This is a genomic window from Aquimarina sp., assembly GCF_977115655.1.
Genome location: NZ_CDSBKO010000014.1, coordinates 1 through 21114 on the forward strand (window position 1 = coordinate 1; position 21114 = coordinate 21114).

The following is a 21114-nucleotide window of genomic DNA, read 5'->3' on the forward strand; positions in this document are numbered from 1 at the left end:
TTCTGCATCGCTCTTCGGGTTTCTAGCATAACTTAAAATAGTAAAAAGTCAGGTGACGGAAGTACGAAGATCGAGGTCGGTGGCAAAAACAAAGTTCTGCATCGCTCTTCGGGTTTCTAGCATAACTTAAAATAGTAAAAAGTCAGGTGTCAGAAGACGGAGGTCAGAGGTCAGGGGCAAAAACCTTCGGACACCCGTCTTCCATCACCCGTCTTCGGACACCCGTCTTCCATCACCCGTCTTCTATCACCCTTCTAACAACCGTTTCATATTTACATTTTCATAATTACGCCGTACAAAATCCATTGCTGTCTTTAAAATTTCCCCCATAGATATACTACGTCGAAATTTTAAATCCAAAGTAAAATTATACAAATGCTCTCGTAGTTCTTTAATATTTTCTTTTGTAGAAATAGTATCTACACACATACATTCGATAAGAACTTCATAACGATCTCTAGACGTGAGTATTCGTTTTGCCAAAATAGAACGTTCTTCTTTTTTATATTGCTCTATAGAACTTGGTTGCAACCTGCTCATTACAACAGCAACCATATTAAAATTTTCTTTAAAAAACTGTGGCTGATACACTTTCAATTTCCCCTCAAAACACTGCTGATCAAAATCAATAGCCCTTATTTTATATTCTACATGATCAAAATCATGAATAGGTACAATCACATAGTTATAAGATCTCATATCCCCAAGTAATCGTAATTGACAACGCTCATTAAATTTCACAAATTCTTTGGCTATTTGAGATTTAGCCTGGTCACTAAGGTCTGGCAAAAAATCTTTAATAAATATATCTCCTGCAATCCCTGCAATATGTTCTTCTATTAATGTGTTTTTGTATACCAAAAAATTAATCCTGTTTGGAGAAAACATGTGTTCTAATTCTAACCCATAGATTCGCGAAGCATCTGCCTTTTTTACATAGATATAAGTATAATTGTCGTTAAGTATATTTCTAACTTTTATCCTAAAAGGTTTAGAATTTCCAAAAGTACAATAATCTATAGCATCAATATTCAAAAACTCTATCGCATCTTCATTACCATCAGAATGCAAAATAGTATACACTTTTTTAAGACTAGACTCTAGCTCCACTCTTTCATGCTCTTCATAATACACCCGCACCCACAACGTGTCTTCATCATTACTATCATACACCACTATAGAACCAGAAAACCGTAGCAGATCATCATAAAACACAGGTATTTTGATTTTACGATTATATTCTTTTAAATACGCATCTAATTTATCACTTATAGGATACGTAGGTTTTTTTTTAGACATCAACTTTTCTTCCATAGTAACTTTCTGTAGAAAAAGCAATTTACAAATTTCGAATTGTAAAAAATGAAGATTTTAAATAATCTGGATTTTTTGAATTATGCTGGAAGTCCGAAGACCGATGCCGGAAGTTTGTTTTACTCCCGACATTCCGACACACCCAACTTCCGACCTCCGACACCCGACCTCTGAATTTTTTAAATTATGCTGAAAGTCCGAAGACCGGTGCCGGAAGTTTGTTTTACTCCCGACTCCCGTCTCCCGACCTCGGACTTCACACCCGACCTCCGACCTCCGACTTCACACCCGACCTCCGACCTCGGACTTCACACCCGACCTCCAACCTCGGACTTCCGACACCCGACACCCAACCTCGGACTTCTGACACCCGACCTCCGACCTCCGACCTCCGACCTCCGACCTCCGACCTTAGATACTCAAAAACAAAGCCCGGCACTATAAAACCTTTTCCCGGTTGGACAAAACCCCTTCCCGGCAATCAAAAATGCTTCCCGTAGGTATGTTTACCCTTCCCGTAAGTATAGAGACCCTTCCCGGCACTTAAAAATGCTTCCCGTAGGTATGTTCACCATTCCCGTAAGTATAGAGGCCCTTCCCAGCGGTTAGTATTACTCTCCCGGCACTGCAAAACCCTTTCCCGGCAGTGTAATATCCCTTCCCGGCACTTAAAAGTATCTTCCCGGCAGCCGGGAGCAAGTATATCAAGGGCAGGAGGCATTCTAAAGGCATATTTTTATATGGATTACATAGCAGGTGGAGACTCTCGAAGCTCAGGATTTGTGGTAACCCATGGTAGGATGCAGCTCTCGAAGCCCGGATATCATCAAATAGCACTTGCACTCAAAAAACAAGCATTTACAGTAAGAAAATATACACTTACGTTTAAAAAAAGAGTATTTACTGTCGGGCAAAAGTATATTTCACGTTTTTGTGGTCAACCTATATCAGGGATGGATAACTTCCGACACCCGTCTCCCGACCTCGGACACCTGACATCTGACTTTTTAAATTATGCTGGAAGTCCGAAGACCGATGCCAGAAGTTTGTTTTACTCCTGACTCCCGACCTCAGGCTTCTGACTTCTGACACCCGACACCCGACCTCCGACACCCGACACCCGACCTCTGGATTTTTTGAATTATGCTGGAAGTCCGAAGACCGGTGCCGGAAGTTTGTTTTACTCCCGACATTCCGACACACCCAACTTCCGACCTCCGACACCCGACCTCTGAATTTTTTAAATTATGCTGAAAGTCCGAAGACCGATGCCAGAAGTTTGTTTTACTCCTGACTCCCGACCTCAGGCTTCTGACTTCTGACACCCGACTTCCGTCTTCCGACACCCGACCTCCGACACCCGACACCCGACACCCGACCTCTGGATTTTTTGAATTATGCTGGAAGTCCGAAGACCAATGCCGGAAGTTTGCTTTACTCCCGACATTCCGACACACCCAACTTCCGACCTCCGACACCCAACTTCCGACACCCGACACCCGACCTCAAACTTCTAACAAAATTGTAACAAAAACCAATATTCATCGTCTTGTTTAATATAACCGCCAAAAACATTCACAATTGGAAAACATTCTCACTATAAAAAACCTTACTAAAAAGTTTGGCTCTTTAACGGCTGTAAAAGATCTTTCTTTTTCTATAAAAAAAGGAAATGTATACGGTATACTTGGACCTAACGGTAGTGGCAAATCCACCACCCTTGGTATTGTACTTAATGTAGTTAATGCTACTTCTGGTGAGTTTACCTGGTTTGATGGTAATACTTCTACACACGATGCGCTTAAAAAGGTTGGAGCAATTATTGAGCGTCCTAACTTTTATCCTTATATGACTGCTGCACAAAATCTTAAATTAGTGTGCCAAATAAAAGGAGTTTCTTCTCCAAAAATTGAAGAAAAATTAGAAATTGTGGGATTACTAGATCGAAAGGACAGTAAGTTTAGTACTTTTTCTTTAGGTATGAAACAACGATTAGCTATAGCATCTGCCCTGTTAAATGATCCCGAGATTTTAATTCTGGATGAACCAACTAATGGTTTAGACCCTCAGGGAATTCACCAAATCAGGGAGATTATCAAAAAAATTGCCTCTCAAGGAACTACTATTCTTTTAGCATCTCATTTATTAGATGAAGTTGAAAAAGTATGCAGCCATGTCGTAATCATAAGAAAAGGGATAAAACTATACTCTGGTCGTGTAGATGAGATGAACGCCAGCTATGGTTTTTTTGAACTTAAAAGTAACCAAAACTCTATATTAAAAGAATGGTTATCTAAACATAAAGATTTTAAAAACTTTAAAGAAGAAGAAGATAAAATTACTGCATTTTTGGCGCATGAATTAGATGCAGAGAGTCTTAACAGGCAACTATTTAAGGAAGGGATCGTTCTAACACACATTGTAAAACGAAAAGAAAGCCTGGAAGAACAGTTCCTACAATTAACCAACAATCTAAACTAAAGCCATGTTACGACTACTTACTATAGAATTTCAAAAATTAAAATATAATAAAGCTGCCAAAATAATTGTCATAACTTATTTTGTATTAATAACTTTTATAGCCCTAATTGCATCTATAGAGTTTAATTTTGCAGGAGTTCATTTTAGAATTGCCGATCAAGGAATCTTTAATTTTCCTTATATATGGCATTTCAACACCTATATTGCTGCATGGTCAAAATTATTTTTGGCAATTGTTATAGTTTCTATGATGGCGAATGAATATAGTCATAGAACACTAAAACAAAATCTAATCGATGGATTAAGTAAAAAGGAGTTTATAGCATCTAAATTTCTTACTGTAGGAGTTTTTGCAATAATCTCTACCCTGTTTCTATTTATTGTCTCCTTCATTTTAGGATTAAGCTTTTCAGATTATAATGAATTTTCTATTGTGTTTTCTGATTTAGAATATGTTCTTGCTTATTTCATAAAACTACTCGGGTTCTTTGCTTTTTGTATGTTTCTGGGAGTTTTGGTAAAACGATCTGCTTTTGCTCTTGGATTTCTGTTTATCTGGTGGATAATCGAAAACATTATTTTTGCCTTGTTAAAATTTAAGATATTTAAGGGTACTCAAATAGCAGATAACATTGTACAGTTCTTTCCTTTAGAATCTATGTCTAATCTAATTAGTGAACCTTTTAGCAGATTAAATTTTATTCAATCTGCCGCTAATCAATTAGGCGAATCTTTACACAGGGATTATGTTGTACACTGGTATGAAATTCTAATCGTGCTGGTTTGGACTACAATTTTCATAAATCTTTCTTACAGGCTACTCAAAAAGAGAGATTTATAATATATTTGATCTCAGAGCTTAATAGCATGAGATATCTATGCATAATTGTTTTTGTCTTCTTTCTTAACTATACTTCAATGTATGGTCAAGGAGAAGCTAACAATTGGTATTTTGGGATGAATGCCGGGATAAGTTTTAATACCACTCCTCCTACTGCACTAACCAATGGAAGGGTGGATACTCTGGAAGGATGCACTACAATATCAGATCCTACAGGAAACTTGCAATTTTATACAGATGGTATTACGATTTGGGATCGAACCCATGCTATAATGCAAAATGGTGTTGGGCTTAAAGGAGATCCTTCCAGCACCTCATCTGCATTAATTGTTCCACAACCAAATACACCAAATATCTATATCGTATTTACGGTAGACGAACCTCATCATGATAATGCCGACAATGACCCAACTACTCTGGATGGGGATGGCATCAATGATGGTGTTATGTTTACTGTTGTAGACATGAACTTAAATAGTGGTAATGGTGCAGTAATTAACGGACAGAAAAACATACCTTTACTTACTTATAACCCTGCAAATAGATTAGAAGATTTATATAAGTGTTCAGAAAAAATTACTGCTGTAAAAAGTGATGACTGTGACTCTTTTTGGGTTATTACTCATTTTGTAGATACTTTTTACGCTTTTAAAGTAGATCAAACTGGTGTTAACACAACACCAGTTATCTCCCGGGAAGGTGTTACAGTACCCCTTTCTGGATATAGGCGCAATGCCCGTGGATATATTAAGGCTTCTCCTGAAGGAGATAAATTAGCGGTCGCCCATTTTGGTATTGCAACGGTTACCGGAGGTGATGGTCCCGGGAAAGTTTTGCTTTATGATTTTAATACTAGTACAGGAACCATTAGCAACGAAATCGAATTAAGCAATGGGGATTCCCCATACGGAATAGAGTTTTCCCAAACCGGGCAAAAATTATATACCACTATGGATATTGGAGATGCAGGAAACGGACATAGTTATATAATGCAATACGACCTTTCTTTACCCAATAATCAAATTGCCGCGAGTGGTACACGAATACGTAATACAAACAATCAAAATGCTTTTCCTTTTATCTCTGGCGCAATACAACTTGGGCCAGATGGTAAAATTTATAGAACTTTACTTAATATAAACACTCAAAAGGGAGACTATCTTGGCATTATAGAAAACCCTGAAGAACCAGCTTCAAATATAATCTATAATGAAAAAGGGATAAAAGTAAACACAGATGGTTTTAGGGGTTCCCTTCTTGGTCTACCTCCTTTTATTCAATCTATTTTTGCTCAAAACATTGATATTATCAACAATGGAGACCCCAATAATGTTAACCTTTCTCTTTGTGAAGGAGACATTTATCGATTATCTTACACGAATATCCCCGGTGCTACTTACACTTGGTTTATTAATAATCTTCCTATAACAAACGCCACAAACTTTTTAGATATTAATACCACTGCGAATTACAGGCTCGAAGTAGATTTAAATGATGGTAGTTGCTCTTTAATTGGTGTTGCTAATGCAACTTTTTTCGAAATTCCAACAGGCATCCCTTCGACATTAACACAATGTGATGCATATCAAACAACAGGAGATAATATTACTTTATTTGATTTATCTCGCGCAAACAATCAGCTTATCGGTGGAAATAATAATTACAGCACACAATTTTTTATGGATTTAGCCTCTGCACAATTAGGAAACCCACAAATTGATTCTGCAGATGCTTTTATTAATAGCCAGGATAATCAACAGATATATGTACGCGTTATTAATAATGATAACACTAATTGTTTTGACATAACTACACTAACTTTACAAGTAAGCTCTACAAGTATAAATGATGCCGAGCTAAGAGTCTGTGATGAGGATGGTACCGAAGATGGTTTCACTACCTTTAATCTAAGCGAGGCAGACACACAAATACTATCCGGAATAACGAATACCGGTCTAACAATTACTTATCACCAAAATATTGAAGATGCTTTACTTAGCAGAAACTCTATCACTACATATACCAATACAACACAAAACTCTCAAGGTGATGATATTATTTATGCAAAAGCAGAAGATAATGGCGGGGAATGCTTTGGGATAAGCCGTATTCGTTTATTTGTTATCCCATTACCGAATATAGAATCAGAAAAAACTTATTATCTATGTCAAAATCAAACCAGTATCCCCGTAGACTCCGGGTTATTACCAAATAACAACCCAAACGAATTTACAGTTCTCTGGTCTACTAATGAAACTACAGAAACTATTATAGTTAACCAACCAGGAGTGTATATCGTAGAAGTTACTAATATCGCTACAAATTGTTCTAAAATCAGAACGGTAGAAGTCATACCTTCCAGCGTAGCTGTTATAGAATCTATCGATATTCTGGATGCCAGGGATAATAACATAGTAACCATTAATGCTATTGGTTTAGGGGATTATGAGTATGCAATAGAAATAAATGGCACACTTAGCTCTTATCAGGACAATGCAACTTTTACCAATGTTCCTCCGGGGTTTCACAGGGTATATGTACGAGATAAAAATGGATGTGTTCCAGTAACAATTCAGGAAATATCTGTCGTTGGATTTCCTAAATATTTCACCCCGAATGGAGATGGTTTTCATGAAACATGGAATGTAAAAGGAATATCCGCAGAAGTAATGCCCTCTTCTTTAATCTTTATTTTTGATCGTTACGGTAAGCTTCTAAAACAATTAAAAGCAGGAGACCCGGGATGGGATGGTAATTATGCCGGTAAAATGATGCCCTCTGGCGAGTATTGGTTTCGTGTCACTCTGGATGATGGTCGAACTATCACCGGAAGTTTTTCTCTAATTCGATAGTTTAGTTTTTTAAATAGGTTTTAATCTAGTTATCTATTTATTAGTATATTCGTCGATGATATAAACACCCTAAATGAAAAAAAAACTACTCTTTTCACTACTCTTTACCTTCACTTTTTTTACTATTTTCTCGCAAAACGAACCTACCGATTGCTCTAATGCAATTATTGTGTGCGGAAACATTAATTTAGAATTAAATTCTAACGGTGTTGGCACAAATGATTTTGCAACATCTGCCAATAATGCTCCAGACTGTGGTTTTTCAGAAAATCAAAGTTTGTGGCTAAAAGTAACTATCGTACAATCCGGAACCCTTGCTTTTACAATAACTCCGGAATCTGCCAATAGGGATGAAGATTATGATTTTGCGATATATGGCCCAAATGTTACTTGTTCTAATTTAGGGTCTTCAATTCGATGTTCCTCTACCAATCCTGCAGCGGCAGGAGTATCTACTTTAACCGGGTTAAACAATACCGAAACAGATTCGAGTGAAGGTCCGGGTGAAGATGGAACTGGATTTGTAAGGTTTATAGATGCTATTGCAGGAGAAGAGTATATAATTTTAATAGATAATTTCTCTAGGAATGGAGGTTTTGACCTTACTTTTACTGGCACTGCAATATTACCTGACACCCCCGTAAACATGGCAAGTAGCACAAATCTAGATCTTACTGAATGTGATATGGTTGGAGACTCTGGAGATGGAAGAACCTATTTTAATCTGGATAGCAATACCGCAGCAATATTAGGAACACAAACAAATACCTTAGTATCTTATCATGCCACAGAAGAAAATGCTAGTATTAATGCTTCTCCTTTAACAAGTTCGTATCTAAGTCTTCAAAATAATCAAACTATATATGTTCGAATAGAAAACACCATTACAGGATGTTTTGTTACCGATACTTTTAAATTAATAACCATCTCTGGCCCACAGATAATTACTCCTGCTCCTTTTACAGCATGTGACAATAACAATGATGGTAATGATACAAATGGCTCTGTATCTTTTTTATTACGTGATAAAGACAACGAAATACTTAATGGGTTAGATCCGGGAAAAACTATCATAACATATCATTTGTCTCAAACCGATGCAAACACAAATACAGGCGTAATTGATAAAAACACTCCTTTTATAAATACTACAAACCCACAAACAATATTTGTCAGAGCGCAATATGAACCTTCACATCCTTGCGTAAATATAGCTAGTTTTACAAATTTTAATTTAGAAGTAAATCCATTACCTATAGCAAATGCAGTTTCCTTAATACAATGTGACGAGTATTTTGATCCAACAGATGGTATTACTTTATTTAACCTTAATGAAGCTACAAATCAAATAACAGGGGATCCTACAAACAGAACCTTATTGTTTTTTGAAGATATAGGATCTGCAAATACAGGTACACCATCTATTACAAACACTACTAATTATCAAAATAAAACAATAAATCAGCAATTATTCGTTCGGGTTATAAATAATCTTAGCGGATGTTTCAGAATTACTACTCTGGACCTTGGAGTAAGTGTTACATCTGCTAGTGATGCTATTATTACCATCTGCGATGATGATGGCAATGAAGATGGTTTTAGAGAATTTGATCTATCTCTGGCTAATGATCAAATTATTAGCGGAATTTCTCAGTTTAACTTAAGAATTGCTTATTACGAAACTATAGAAAATGCTCTAAGCGAGTTAAATCCTATAACCACTTTTATTAATAATACACCACTTACACAAGGACAGGATATCGTTTTTGCAAGGGTAGAAAACGATTTAAATCAATGCTTCGGGATAAATCAAGTACAGTTATTTCTAAATCCATTACCCAATATTGAACCTGAAACATCATATTTCCTGTGTCAAAATCAAACCAGTATCCCTATAGACTCCGGGCTATTACCAAATAACAACCCAAACGAATTTACAGTTCTCTGGTCTACTAATGAAACTACAGAAACTATTATAGTTAACCAACCAGGAGTGTATATCGTAGAAGTTACTAATATCGCTACAAATTGTTCTAAAATCAGAACGGTAGAAGTCATACCTTCCAGCGTAGCTGTTATAGAATCTATCGATATTCTGGATGCCAGGGATAATAACATAGTAACCATTAATGCTATTGGTTTAGGGGATTATGAGTATGCAATAGAAATAAATGGCACACTTAGCTCTTATCAGGACAATGCAACTTTTACCAATGTTCCTCCGGGGTTTCACAGGGTATATGTACGAGATAAAAATGGATGTGTTCCAGTAACAATTCAGGAAATATCTGTCGTTGGATTTCCTAAATATTTCACCCCGAATGGAGATGGTTTTCATGAAACATGGAATGTAAAAGGAATATCCGCAGAAGTAATGCCCTCTTCTTTAATCTTTATTTTTGATCGTTACGGTAAGCTTCTAAAACAATTAAAAGCAGGAGACCCGGGATGGGATGGTAATTATGCCGGTAAAATGATGCCCTCTGGCGAGTATTGGTTTCGTGTCACTCTGGATGATGGTCGAACTATCACCGGAAGTTTTTCTCTAATTCGCTAGTTTTGTTCTTTCTTGTAAATAATTCTTTATAAAATCATAATTTTTTATAGGTTTAAAAAAAGTAAAAGAGGAGTTCGCTATCTTTATGCTGAAAAAGAAAAGATACATGAAGTTCGAACTGGAATCTGAATTTAAGCCTACAGGAGATCAACCAGAAGCTATACGACAACTCGTTAATGGGATTGAATCTAACGAGAAATACCAAACCTTATTAGGAGTAACCGGATCAGGAAAAACCTTTACCGCTGCCAATGTAATTGAAAAAGTACAACGCCCCACTTTAATACTGGCTCATAACAAAACGTTGGCCGCCCAATTATATTCTGAGTTTAAGCAGTTTTTTCCAAAAAATGCGGTAGAATATTTTGTTTCTTACTATGATTATTACCAGCCAGAAGCATATATTCCAACTTCCGGAACCTATATAGAAAAGGATTTATCTATTAATGAAGAAATAGAAAAGATGCGTCTAAGCGCAACTTCTTCCCTTCTTTCAGGAAGAAGAGATGTTCTGGTAGTAGCCTCTGTTTCTTGCCTGTATGGTATCGGTAACCCTGCCGAGTTTCAAAAAAATATAATCTCTATACAAGCAGGACAATTTGTCTCCAGAACCGCTTTATTACATAAATTAGTACAAAGTTTATACTCCAGAACCGAAGCAGAGTTCAAACACGGAAACTTTAGGATAAAAGGAGACACTGTAGATATTTTTCCAAGTTATGCAGATGATGCTTTTAGAATTCATTTTTTTGGAGATGAAATCGAAGAAATTGAAGCTTTTGATGTACAAACCAATGCTATTATTGAAAAATATGACAGACTCAATATCTATCCTGCAAATATGTTTGTTACCTCTCCCGATATATTACATAACGCCATTGACCAAATCGCATTGGATTTAGGTAAACAAGTAGAATATTTTAAGGAAATAGGAAAACATCTGGAAGCTAAGCGACTGGAAGAACGTACTAATTTTGACTTAGAAATGATAAAAGAGTTAGGATACTGCTCTGGTATTGAAAACTATTCTCGCTATTTAGACGGAAGACAACCTGGAACAAGACCTTTTTGTTTGTTAGATTATTTTCCTGATGACTATCTCATGATTATTGATGAAAGTCATGTTACGGTACCACAAACCCATGCAATGTATGGAGGAGACAGATCCCGAAAAGAAAATTTAGTAGAATATGGTTTTAGACTTCCAGCTGCAATGGACAACAGACCTTTAAAATTTGAAGAACTGGAAGCAATACAAAATCTGGTAATATATATTAGTGCAACCCCCGCAGATTATGAGCTCCAAAAAAGTGAAGGCACCTATGTAGAACAAATTATCAGACCTACAGGGCTATTAGATCCTGTAATAGAAGTTCGCCCTAGTTTAAATCAAATCGATGATTTGATTGAAGAAATACAAAAAAGAATTGATGTAGACGAACGTACTCTGGTAACCACGCTAACCAAGAGAATGGCAGAAGAATTAGCAAAATATCTTACCAGAATCAATATTAGATGCAGATATATACATAGTGATGTAGACACTCTGGAACGAGTAGAGATTATGCAAGATCTGCGTAAAGGTATTTTTGATGTATTAATAGGTGTAAATTTACTACGGGAAGGATTAGATCTTCCTGAAGTATCTTTAGTAGCTATTTTAGATGCAGATAAGGAAGGTTTTTTACGTAACAAGAGATCCTTAGTACAAACTGTGGGTAGAGCCGCAAGAAATGTAAATGGTAAAGCGATCATGTATGCCGATAAAATTACAGATAGCATACAAAAAACTATAGACGATACAGAATATCGCCGACAAAAACAGATCGCATACAATACAAAACATGGCATTACTCCTACTGCAATTAAAAAATCTATGGATAATGCTTTGTACGGTAAAAAAATACAACCATATACCTTTGAAAATGCTCCTACACTAAAAGCTGCAGAAGAAGAAACAGCATATTACACCAAAGAACAACTGGAGACCAGAGTTCGAAATGTTCGTAAAGAAATGGAAAAAGCTGCTAAAGAGTTGGACTTTATTACTGCTGCCCGATTACGGGATGAGATAAAAATGTTGCAAGATAAGATACAGGATCAAAAGATATAATTTACTTATGACACAAAAATAGTATCATTGATTAGACAGGATAAAAACACAAAACCATTATGAGTACTATTTCCATTGAAAAATTTATCGAAGGGATACCTAAAGTGGAACTTCACTTGCATATTGAAGGAACATTCGAGCCTGAACTACTATTTGAAATTGCAAAAAGGAACAATAAAAAAATCAAATACTCTACCGTTGCTGATTTAAAAAATGCATACCGTTTTAATAACCTGCAAGAATTTCTTGATATTTATTATGCTGGTGCAAATGTCTTGATAGAAGAGCAGGATTTTTATGATCTAACCTGGGCTTATCTAGCAAAGATTCATACACAAAACGTAGTTCATACAGAAATATTTTTTGATCCGCAAACCCATACAGACCGGGGCATTCCTTTTAATAAAGTTATCAACGGAATCTATCGTGCATTAAAAGATGGTAAAGAAAAGTTAGGAATCACTTATAAATTGATCCTTTCTTTTTTAAGGCATCTCGATGAAGCTTCTGCTTTTAATACCCTGGAAGAAGCTCTCCCCTATAAAAACTGGATTAGTGGTGTTGGTTTAGACTCTTCTGAGGTAGGAAATCCACCTTCAAAATTTGAACGTGTTTTTGCAAAAGCAAAAGAAGAAGGGTTTTTAACTGTCGCACACGCAGGCGAAGAAGGTCCCGCAGAGTATATTTGGGAAGCATTAGACCTACTTAAGGTAACTCGTATCGATCATGGCAATCGCTGTTTAGAAGATGGCATGCTAGTTCAGCGATTAGCAGAACTAAAAATACCACTTACACTATGTCCTTTATCTAATCTGGAGTTAAAAATAGTAACTGACCTACAAGATCACCCAATAATTGAGATGATGGATAAAAATCTACTGGTAACTGTCAACTCTGATGATCCTGCTTATTTTGGAGGGTATATGAATGAAAATTATTTGGGTATTGCCAAAGCACTTAACCTTTCTAAAAAACAAATTACAGAATTAGTTAAAAACAGTTTTAAAGCAAGTTGGTTAACCGATCAGAAAAAAGAAGAAAATATTCTACAAGTGGAAGAATATTTTAAAAACAATTAATTTGTTTAGAAAAAGATTGAATTTCAACATAATTCTTTTTATAAATCACAATAACTCTAATGCCTTCAGTAATAACGAAAAGTTAAAAAATTGTTCAACCATTGTACTATTAATTACCTTTAGCAATAAAACATGCCACATTTTGTATTAGATTGTTCAGAGAACATTATTCAATTAAAATCCCCTCAAGAAATCATACAAGCAGTATACAATGCCGCAGAATCAACAGAACTTTTTAGCGAAGGAGATATTAAAGTACGGATTCATCCTTTTAAATATTATTCTACAGGAAATACTCAGGATGATTTTATTCATGTATTTGGTAATATTATGGAAGGTAGAAATGAAGCTCAAAAAGCCAATCTTTCCAGAAAAATAATAAGCACTTTAAAAATCATGTTTCCTGATGTACCTGTTCTTTCTATTAATATCAGGGATTTTGAAAAATCATCGTATTGTAATAAATCTATGGTATAATATTATTTCTAACATGAAATCACTTTATAAAAATGAGTTCATATCAACGTAAAATACCAATTAAAAGTGATTGCTCTATTGAAAAAACTCTGCTTGTAATTTCTGGTAAATGGAAACCGGCTATCTTAAGTGAACTTTTAAAAAGGCCTGTTAGGTTAAAGGATATACAAGAAGGGTTGCCTGAAGCTTCAAAAAGAGCATTGACACAACAACTTAAGGAAATGGTAGAAGATGGTCTTATTCAAAAAAAAGATTTTAATCAATTTCCTAAAAAAACAGAATATTCCATGACCTCTTTAGGCCGTAAGCTTTCTTCTGTTTTTACGATACTTACGGAGTTTGGAGATCAATTATAATAGGGCAAAATTTACCCCTTATTGGATAACTAAAATAAACAAAATAGCTTTGCTCTGAATTTAATTATCTAAAAATGAAGAATAAAGGAGTAATACTACAAGGAAGCTCAAGAAGCGATGGAAACACCAATACAATAGCATTATTTATAAAAGAAAAAACCGGATTTGATATCATAGATTTAAAATCAAAAACCATTGGTGCTTTTGATTATGATTTCAAAAATAGAAATGATGATTTCATTCCATTAATGAGAGATATTGTAGACAACTATGATACTATTATTTTTGCTACTCCTGTGTATTGGTATACCATGAGCGGAATATTAAAAAATTTTATAGATCGAATAACCGATTGCCTAAAAACAGAAAAAGAGATAGGTTATAAATTAAAAGAAAAAAAGATGGCCCTTATAAGTTGTGGCTCTGATTCTGAATTAAAAGAAGGTTTTACGATGCCTTTTACAGAAACTGCAAATTATCTGGGGATGTACTATTTAGGAGATATCCATACATGGATAGAGGATGGAATAATTACCCAAAAGCTGAAAAATGAATTGGACATCTTTTGCTCTATAAAAATATCCAATTCATTAAAATTAAAAAATAATTCTTGATGTAGTCTACAATTATTTCATTTAACCCGCTTTATGCAATAGATTTTCTGCTACATAAAGCGGGTTAAAGAATTGATGCTGTTTAAAACTGAAAACGATAACCAAAATCAGGGAAGAACCCTATTTGATCTACCTGATCTACTTTATTGGTCAAACGATTATAACGTCGTGTAAAGATATTTTCATTGTTTGTTACATTTTGAAGATCTACATAAAGTTGGTGGGAACGTTTTTTTGATTTACTATTGATTTTATACCCAAACTTAACATCCCATCTAAAATAGTCATCATTTTGCTTGCTAAAAGCCAAATCTTCTCTTAACACCTGGAAACCTGCCGATTGCGAAGCTTCCAAATTTACAGGGGTATAATACCTCCCTCCTGATATGGTTAGCTTTGTATCAAAAAATAACACATCTTTTTTTGCTTTTCCTATAGCAAATTCTTTTCCTGCAAGAAGATTTGCCACATATTCATTATTAAAAGGTGTATTTCGTTCTATACCATCACTACCTTTATATTTACTTTCAAATAACGAAGTAGTTAATAATCCATAATATCCATTACTAAAAAATTTCTCCAAAGTCAGTTCTATCCCTTGATTAAAACCTGTTCCCTCATTAATTAACGACACCCGATCATTTTCAAATCCAAAGTTTGCTCCTTCTGTCAAAGTAGAATAGCTAGATGAAAAAGGTTCTACTGCTGCATTATCAATATCTTGATAATATAACTCAATTTTCCCTCTCCAATCCTTACTAATTCTTACATCATATCCCAATACATAATGATTGCTTCTTACAAAATCCAAATCTTTATTGGTTTGAACTAATTCTCCGTTAATTTCTTCATTCAAAAAAAGTAGTGGCAAAGAAACGGGTTGATGATGTAATCCATACCCGAAATTAAAGTTATGATTTTTTCCTGCCTTATATGAAAGACCTGCCCTGGGTTCGAATACAAACTGCTCGTTTAAAGTACTGTATTGACCATGTATCCCCGCATTTAGAGTTAATTTTTCTGTAAGCCTAAACTGTCCTTGAACATAAGGTTGAATGATATTCAGATTTTCATTTATATCTATAAAAGTAAATAGATCCGGATCTCCATCCCCATTAATATCCGGTTGTTTTTCTCGATCTCGCTGTAAAGCTTCAATTTTAAAATTCTCAACCAAAACCCCTGTTCGCAATGTACTTTTACTACTTAATTTTGAGTTAAAAAGTGTAGAAAAGGTAAAACGTGATTCTGTATTATCCACCTCGGTATATTTTATGATACGCTCTTGCGAAGTGTTTTTGTTTATAAAACGATCCATTTCAAATTCATTTCCGGTAAAAGATCCGGAAGCTATTATTCTTAAAAAAGAGGAAGAACCGATATTAATTTGATGTTTTAATCCAATTACACCAAAACCAGAATCTGCCCTTGAGTTTTCATCTTCTGCAGCAAACAGGTCATCTTCATCAATATCATTTCCTTTAAATTCGATATCCGAAGAACCAATAATCCCAAACAATGAAAAATTACCTAATTTACTTTTTCCAAAATCTACGTTATATGAAACATCATAATAATTTGGTGTCGCCGATGTGCCTCCTGCACCAATCCCTAATATACTTACTAACGAATATCTTCCTGACACCAAAAAGGATCCTTTATTTTTCCCTAAAGGACCTTCGGCCATTGCTTCTACACCGCTAAAAACACCAACTTGCCCTGTAAATTCATAATCGTCTAAATTACCTTTTCTAAAACCCAGGTCAAATACCCCTCCAATTGCATTACCATATTCTGATGGAAATGCTGATGTAATAAAATCTGAATTTTTTAAGAGATTTGGATTAAGTGCAGATACGGGGCTTCCTGTAGTTCCTGCAGTTGAAAAATGATTGGGACTAGGGATAGGTATCCCTTCTAATCTCCATAATAATCCCACTGGGGAGTTACCTCGTATTACAATATCATTTCTACTATCATCTGGAGAAGAAACACCTGCAAAATTTGCTGCCAAACGCCCTACATCACTTCTGCCTCCAGAAAAACGAGTTACTTCTTCAACTCCAAATTGTCGGGCAGAAACCGATGTAAGTTTATTTATTGCCTGAGCTTTACTGGTTTCTGAAGTTATAATTATTTCGTCTAATTGATCAAAAGATTCTATAAGCGCAATGTTAACTACAGCATCTTTACCAGAAGTTACTACTATATTGGGTAGAGTAATAGACTCAAACCCAATATAACTTACTCGTATCCTTTGGCGGCCTAATGGCACATTTTTTAATGTAAAATAGCCATCGATATCGGTAATCACACCGTTGTTTTGTTCTACATTTAATAATTCGATAGTAGCTCCAACCAAAGGAGTTTCAGATTGTTTATCTATTACATTTCCTTTAATTATCCCTGTTTGGGCATTAGCTATATACCCTAATACTATAATAAATACAAAAGTGATTTTTTTCATGATTTGATTACTAATTTTATTCAAATCTGTGATTTCTTTTTTAACTCCTAAAGCTTTAAATATCCAATTGGTATTTTTAATCTTGAAATGTCAAAAACAAGCCTGAATAGTATAAAACGAAGTAGCACCCTGTATTATCAAATCAAATGTTATTTAAAACAATTCAGCTTCTTATCTAACGATTGAATATGTCTGAAAATCATTATTGCATATCCATTACGTATCTTTACCTGTACTATTAAAAAGAATACATCTATTATTAACTTGTACACATGATATCTAAAGCATATATAAAGAAGTTTACATTTCGTTTTATTATTATAAACGTGGTTTATTTCCTTATTAAATCGACTATCGATCATAGCGGTGAGGTTACAGGATTTGATGCGACTAGCTTATTTTATTATTTGACTGCCTTTTTTCTTTTCATATTTGCCTGGGAGACCAATGACTGGTTAATACGAAAAGAGGTTACCTCTAATCAAGGCAAAAGCCTTGATTTAAATAATGGTATGAAAATTATTGCTATAAATATGGCGATTTTTATTCCTATAGCTGCCTTATTATATTATTTGGCGATTTTTGAGTTTAATCATATTTGCAGAATTAATGCCTATAAACCTTGGTTACGGTTTAGAATAGATTTTTTCAGGGCTACCCTCTTAGGTTTTGCCGTTATTATTTTTAATCTTTTTTATTATTCTTTGAAACAGAAAAAAGAGCTAGAGCTCACTATGAATAAGCTTAAAAAAGAAGTAATGGCATCTAAATATAGGTCCCTAAAAAACCAAATAAGCCCTCATTTTTTATTTAATAGTTTAAATACTCTTACATCATTAATGTATCAAGACAGGGATCTGGCTTCTGATTTTGTATCCAGATTAGCAACATGCTATCGATATATCTTAGATAATCGAGAGGAAGATTTGGTTAGTCTGGAAAAAGAATTAAACTTTTTGGATTCTTTTATATTTATGATGAATATCAGACATGAAGGTGCGCTTAGCATTACGACTCACATTTCGGTTAACCCAAAAAAATATGTAATCCCTACCCTATCGTTACAAATGCTTGTAGAAAATGCCTTAAAGCATAATTACTACTCTAAAGAAAAGCCTTTGGAGATTAGCATTATTTCTATCGAAAAAAGTTGTATTCTTATTCAAAATAATTTAAGGGTAAGAAAACAAAAAGAAAAATCCACACAATTAGGACTTAAAAATATCAAAAAGAGGTATTCCTTTTATACAAATCAAGAAGTATTAATAGAAACAGAGCATAACTACTTTAAAGTTACTATCCCTCTATTAACCAAAGACATAAAAGAAGTTACCATGGTAAAAGTTTCATAAAATGACTGCTGTAATTGTTGAAGACGAAAATATAGCCTCTAAGCGTTTGGCAAATCTCATCGAAGAGTTAGCTCCAGAAATAAAAATTGCCGGCCAAATTACCTCTGTTGAAGATGGAAGGTATTGGTTTGAGAATAATCCGCTTCCTGACCTAATATTCCTGGATATTCAGTTAAATGATGGATACGGATTCGATATTTTAGATATGCTAGAAGACCACCCTCCCATTATTTTTACTACGGCATATAACGAGTATGCCATAAGGGGGTTTAAATATAACGGACTAGACTACCTGCTAAAGCCAATTGACAAAAAAGATTTGAAAAACGCTCTTGCCAAATACAAAAAAAGTTTTACCGGGTCTGATAAGTTAGCAGATGATGTAAAGTTCGAGCGTATTAAAAACTTGTTTACAAAAGAGTACAAACGTCGCTTTATGGTTAAAGTAGGAAATCAATTTAATACATTTAATGTAGATGATATTGCCTATTTTAAATCTCACGAAGGAATTATTTTTTTACATTCCCACAAAGGAAAACAATATCCTATTGAATATACTATAGATCAACTTGAAGATATTCTAGATCCTGTTCATTTTTTTAGAATTAACAGAAAATTTATGATTTCTGTTAAAGCTGTAGTTGAGATTCACAGCTATTTTAATAGTAGGTTATTATTGAAATTAAAGCCTGTGAATGAGGATCAAATCATTGTTTCCCGAGAGCGGACTTCTAATTTTAAAAAGTGGTTGGATCTTTAATTCACAAGCGATGAAAAAAATTATCCAAGTCATTTTTATTCTATTAAGCACTATAATAGGTCTCTATCCTTTTTTATATTTTACCTCTCCAAAGTTTGGGTTGTTATCCTCAAAAGATGGCGAATTATTAGCGAATATGACTTGGAATATAGCCTTCTATAATCACATCTTTCTGGGAGGTATTTCATTATTAATAGGCTGGATCCTGTTTAATAAAAAAATGAGAAACTCTCGGTCAGAACTACATAAGCGTATGGGTAAAATCTATGTGACTACCGTTTTTATAAGTGGAATTTCGGGAATCTATATTGGTTTCTTTGCTACAGGAGGAATTATAGCTTCTTTAGGGTTTATTAGTCTTGGCATTCTTTGGTTATATACAACCCTAAAAGGATACTGGCATGCTAAAAATGCTCAAATAGTGCAACATCAAACAATGATGTACTATAGTTATGCATTGTGTTTTGCTGCCGTAACTCTTAGAATATGGCTACCTATACTTGTTATACTTATTCAAGACTTTATAATTGCCTATAAAATAGTTGCCTGGCTTTGTTGGATTCCCAATCTTATAGTTATACATTATTATATAATTAGACTTAAATCTAAATACATCGAGGGTTCGTTGTAGGTAATACATCATAAAAAAAATGCTCTTTGATATAAAGAGCATTTTTTTATGGTAATCATTTTTTTCCTACTTCTCTAAAGAAGTATCATCTGGTTTATTTTTATGCTTTAATCGTTTTGCATCTTTAAGGCATTTGTGCATCATCCATTCTAATTGACCATTAACACTTCTAAATTCATCATCCGCCCATTTTTCAATCAGCTTAAAGGTTTCTGGATCTATTCTTAAAACAAACGATTTTTTCTTACTCATAAACTATGAATGTAAAGTTCCTGCATTTATAACCGGAACTGCTTCTTTATCTCCACACAAGACAACCATTAAGTTACTAACCATAGATGCTTTTTTATCCTCATCAAAATCAATTATATTATCTGCAGACAATTTAATCAAAGCATCTTCTACCATACCAACAGCCCCCTCTACTATCTTTTTACGAGCTGCAACAATAGCAACAGCTTGTTGCCTTTTTAACATAGAGCTTGCTATTTCTGGTGCATAAGCCAAATATCCTATTCTCGCCTCCGTTACCTCTATTCCTGCAATAGCCAAACGTTCTGTTATTTCATTTTCTAAAGCTTCATTTACTTCATCCATACCCGACAGTAATGTAACTTCATGTTCTCCATCAGCAAAATTATCATAAGGATAAGAACCCGCAAGTTTTCTTACAGCAGCATCTGTTTGTACACGTACAAACTCTTCGTACTGATCTACATCAAAAGCTGCTTTATATGTATCACTTACTTTCCACACCAAAATTACATTAATCAAAATTGGATTACCAATCTTATCGTTTACTTTTACTCGTTCACTATAAAAATTTCTGGCTCTTAAAGAAATTTTTTGCTTTGTATAAAAAGGATTTGCCCAAAAGAATCCATTGCTTTTTACTGTTCCTTTATAAGCACCAAATAGTACCATTACCTTAGAGCTATTAGGATTTACAATAAAAAAACCTCTTCCTATAAATAACATTGGTATAATAAGTACTAAAAACAGAGGGCTATCTACTACAATTAATCCTACTATCATGGCTATCGCAATTAACAATAGCACAGTTAACATTAAGTAACCATTACTAGTTTTTATATTTTTTTCATTTTTCATAATAATATCATTTTGATATCACAATGATACGTAAAAAAAATGAAGTTTACATCATTTTATAAAAAAACGCTCTTTATATCAAAGAGCGTTTTTCATAACAATCAAATTAA

The 21114-nt window shown here is 34.4% G+C and carries 17 protein-coding genes; 13 read left to right on the forward strand and 4 right to left on the reverse strand.

The features are described from left to right. Positions 1-246: 246 nt before the first annotated feature. Entirely contained in the window at positions 247-1314 is a 1068-nt protein-coding gene (locus ACZIYX_RS07860; RefSeq protein WP_462681663.1) for a hypothetical protein, read from the reverse strand. Between the two features lie 740 nt (positions 1315-2054). On the opposite strand from ACZIYX_RS07860, the gene ACZIYX_RS07865 reads away from it, so the two are divergent. From ACZIYX_RS07865 to ACZIYX_RS07910, 10 genes are all read left to right on the forward strand, one after another. After that, on the forward strand, positions 2055-2375 hold the full coding sequence (locus ACZIYX_RS07865; protein ID WP_462681664.1) for a hypothetical protein: 321 nt from the start codon (positions 2055-2057) through the stop codon (positions 2373-2375). A gap of 520 nt (positions 2376-2895) precedes the next feature. Beyond that, complete coding sequence (locus tag ACZIYX_RS07870; protein WP_462681665.1) at positions 2896-3795, forward strand: ABC transporter ATP-binding protein; 900 nt, start codon at positions 2896-2898, stop codon at positions 3793-3795. Between the two features lie 4 nt (positions 3796-3799). Next, positions 3800-4636 (forward strand): ABC transporter permease, encoded by an 837-nt coding sequence (locus ACZIYX_RS07875; protein ID WP_462681666.1) that lies wholly within the window; start codon positions 3800-3802, stop codon positions 4634-4636. A gap of 77 nt (positions 4637-4713) precedes the next feature. After that, on the forward strand, positions 4714-7488 hold the full coding sequence (locus tag ACZIYX_RS07880) for a T9SS type B sorting domain-containing protein (protein ID WP_462681667.1): 2775 nt from the start codon (positions 4714-4716) through the stop codon (positions 7486-7488). A 73-nt stretch (positions 7489-7561) separates the two neighbouring features. Next, on the forward strand, positions 7562-10045 hold the full coding sequence (locus tag ACZIYX_RS07885) for a T9SS type B sorting domain-containing protein (protein WP_462681668.1): 2484 nt from the start codon (positions 7562-7564) through the stop codon (positions 10043-10045). Between the two features lie 106 nt (positions 10046-10151). Next, positions 10152-12158, forward strand: a complete 2007-nt coding sequence (gene uvrB, locus ACZIYX_RS07890) for an excinuclease ABC subunit UvrB (protein WP_462681669.1) — start codon at positions 10152-10154, stop codon at positions 12156-12158. Between the two features lie 59 nt (positions 12159-12217). Continuing rightward, positions 12218-13237, forward strand: coding sequence for an adenosine deaminase (locus ACZIYX_RS07895; protein WP_462681670.1), 1020 nt, complete (start codon positions 12218-12220; stop codon positions 13235-13237). A gap of 132 nt (positions 13238-13369) precedes the next feature. Beyond that, a complete protein-coding gene (locus ACZIYX_RS07900) occupies positions 13370-13714 on the forward strand; it encodes a 5-carboxymethyl-2-hydroxymuconate Delta-isomerase (RefSeq protein WP_462681671.1) in 345 nt (114 codons plus the stop codon). Between the two features lie 32 nt (positions 13715-13746). Then, entirely contained in the window at positions 13747-14070 is a 324-nt protein-coding gene (locus tag ACZIYX_RS07905) for a winged helix-turn-helix transcriptional regulator (protein WP_462681672.1), read from the forward strand. A 74-nt stretch (positions 14071-14144) separates the two neighbouring features. Next, positions 14145-14684: a flavodoxin family protein gene (locus tag ACZIYX_RS07910; RefSeq protein WP_462681673.1), complete on the forward strand. Its 540-nt coding sequence runs from the start codon at positions 14145-14147 to the stop codon at positions 14682-14684. Positions 14685-14766: 82 nt separating this feature from the next. Here ACZIYX_RS07910 and ACZIYX_RS07915 read toward each other — a convergent pair whose 3' ends face one another. Continuing rightward, on the reverse strand, positions 14767-17151 hold the full coding sequence (locus ACZIYX_RS07915) for a TonB-dependent receptor (RefSeq protein ID WP_462681674.1): 2385 nt from the start codon (positions 17149-17151) through the stop codon (positions 14767-14769). A gap of 272 nt (positions 17152-17423) precedes the next feature. On the opposite strand from ACZIYX_RS07915, the gene ACZIYX_RS07920 reads away from it, so the two are divergent. Genes ACZIYX_RS07920 through ACZIYX_RS07930 form a run of 3 tightly spaced genes read left to right on the forward strand, consistent with a single transcriptional unit; the run spans position 17424 to position 19894 of the window. Further along, on the forward strand, positions 17424-18503 hold the full coding sequence (locus tag ACZIYX_RS07920; protein WP_462681675.1) for a sensor histidine kinase: 1080 nt from the start codon (positions 17424-17426) through the stop codon (positions 18501-18503). A 1-nt stretch (position 18504) separates the two neighbouring features. After that, positions 18505-19263 (forward strand): LytR/AlgR family response regulator transcription factor, encoded by a 759-nt coding sequence (locus ACZIYX_RS07925; RefSeq protein ID WP_462681676.1) that lies wholly within the window; start codon positions 18505-18507, stop codon positions 19261-19263. A gap of 10 nt (positions 19264-19273) precedes the next feature. Continuing rightward, on the forward strand, positions 19274-19894 hold the full coding sequence (locus ACZIYX_RS07930; protein WP_462681677.1) for a DUF2306 domain-containing protein: 621 nt from the start codon (positions 19274-19276) through the stop codon (positions 19892-19894). 66 nt (positions 19895-19960) lie between these two features. On the opposite strand, the gene ACZIYX_RS07935 is transcribed toward ACZIYX_RS07930, so the two are convergent. Both ACZIYX_RS07935 and ACZIYX_RS07940 read right to left on the reverse strand, forming a co-directional pair. Then, positions 19961-20146: a type II toxin-antitoxin system antitoxin gene (locus ACZIYX_RS07935; RefSeq protein ID WP_462681678.1), complete on the reverse strand. Its 186-nt coding sequence runs from the start codon at positions 20144-20146 to the stop codon at positions 19961-19963. A gap of 3 nt (positions 20147-20149) precedes the next feature. Then, a complete protein-coding gene (locus ACZIYX_RS07940; protein WP_462681679.1) occupies positions 20150-21004 on the reverse strand; it encodes an SPFH domain-containing protein in 855 nt (284 codons plus the stop codon). Positions 21005-21114 lie beyond the last annotated feature (110 nt).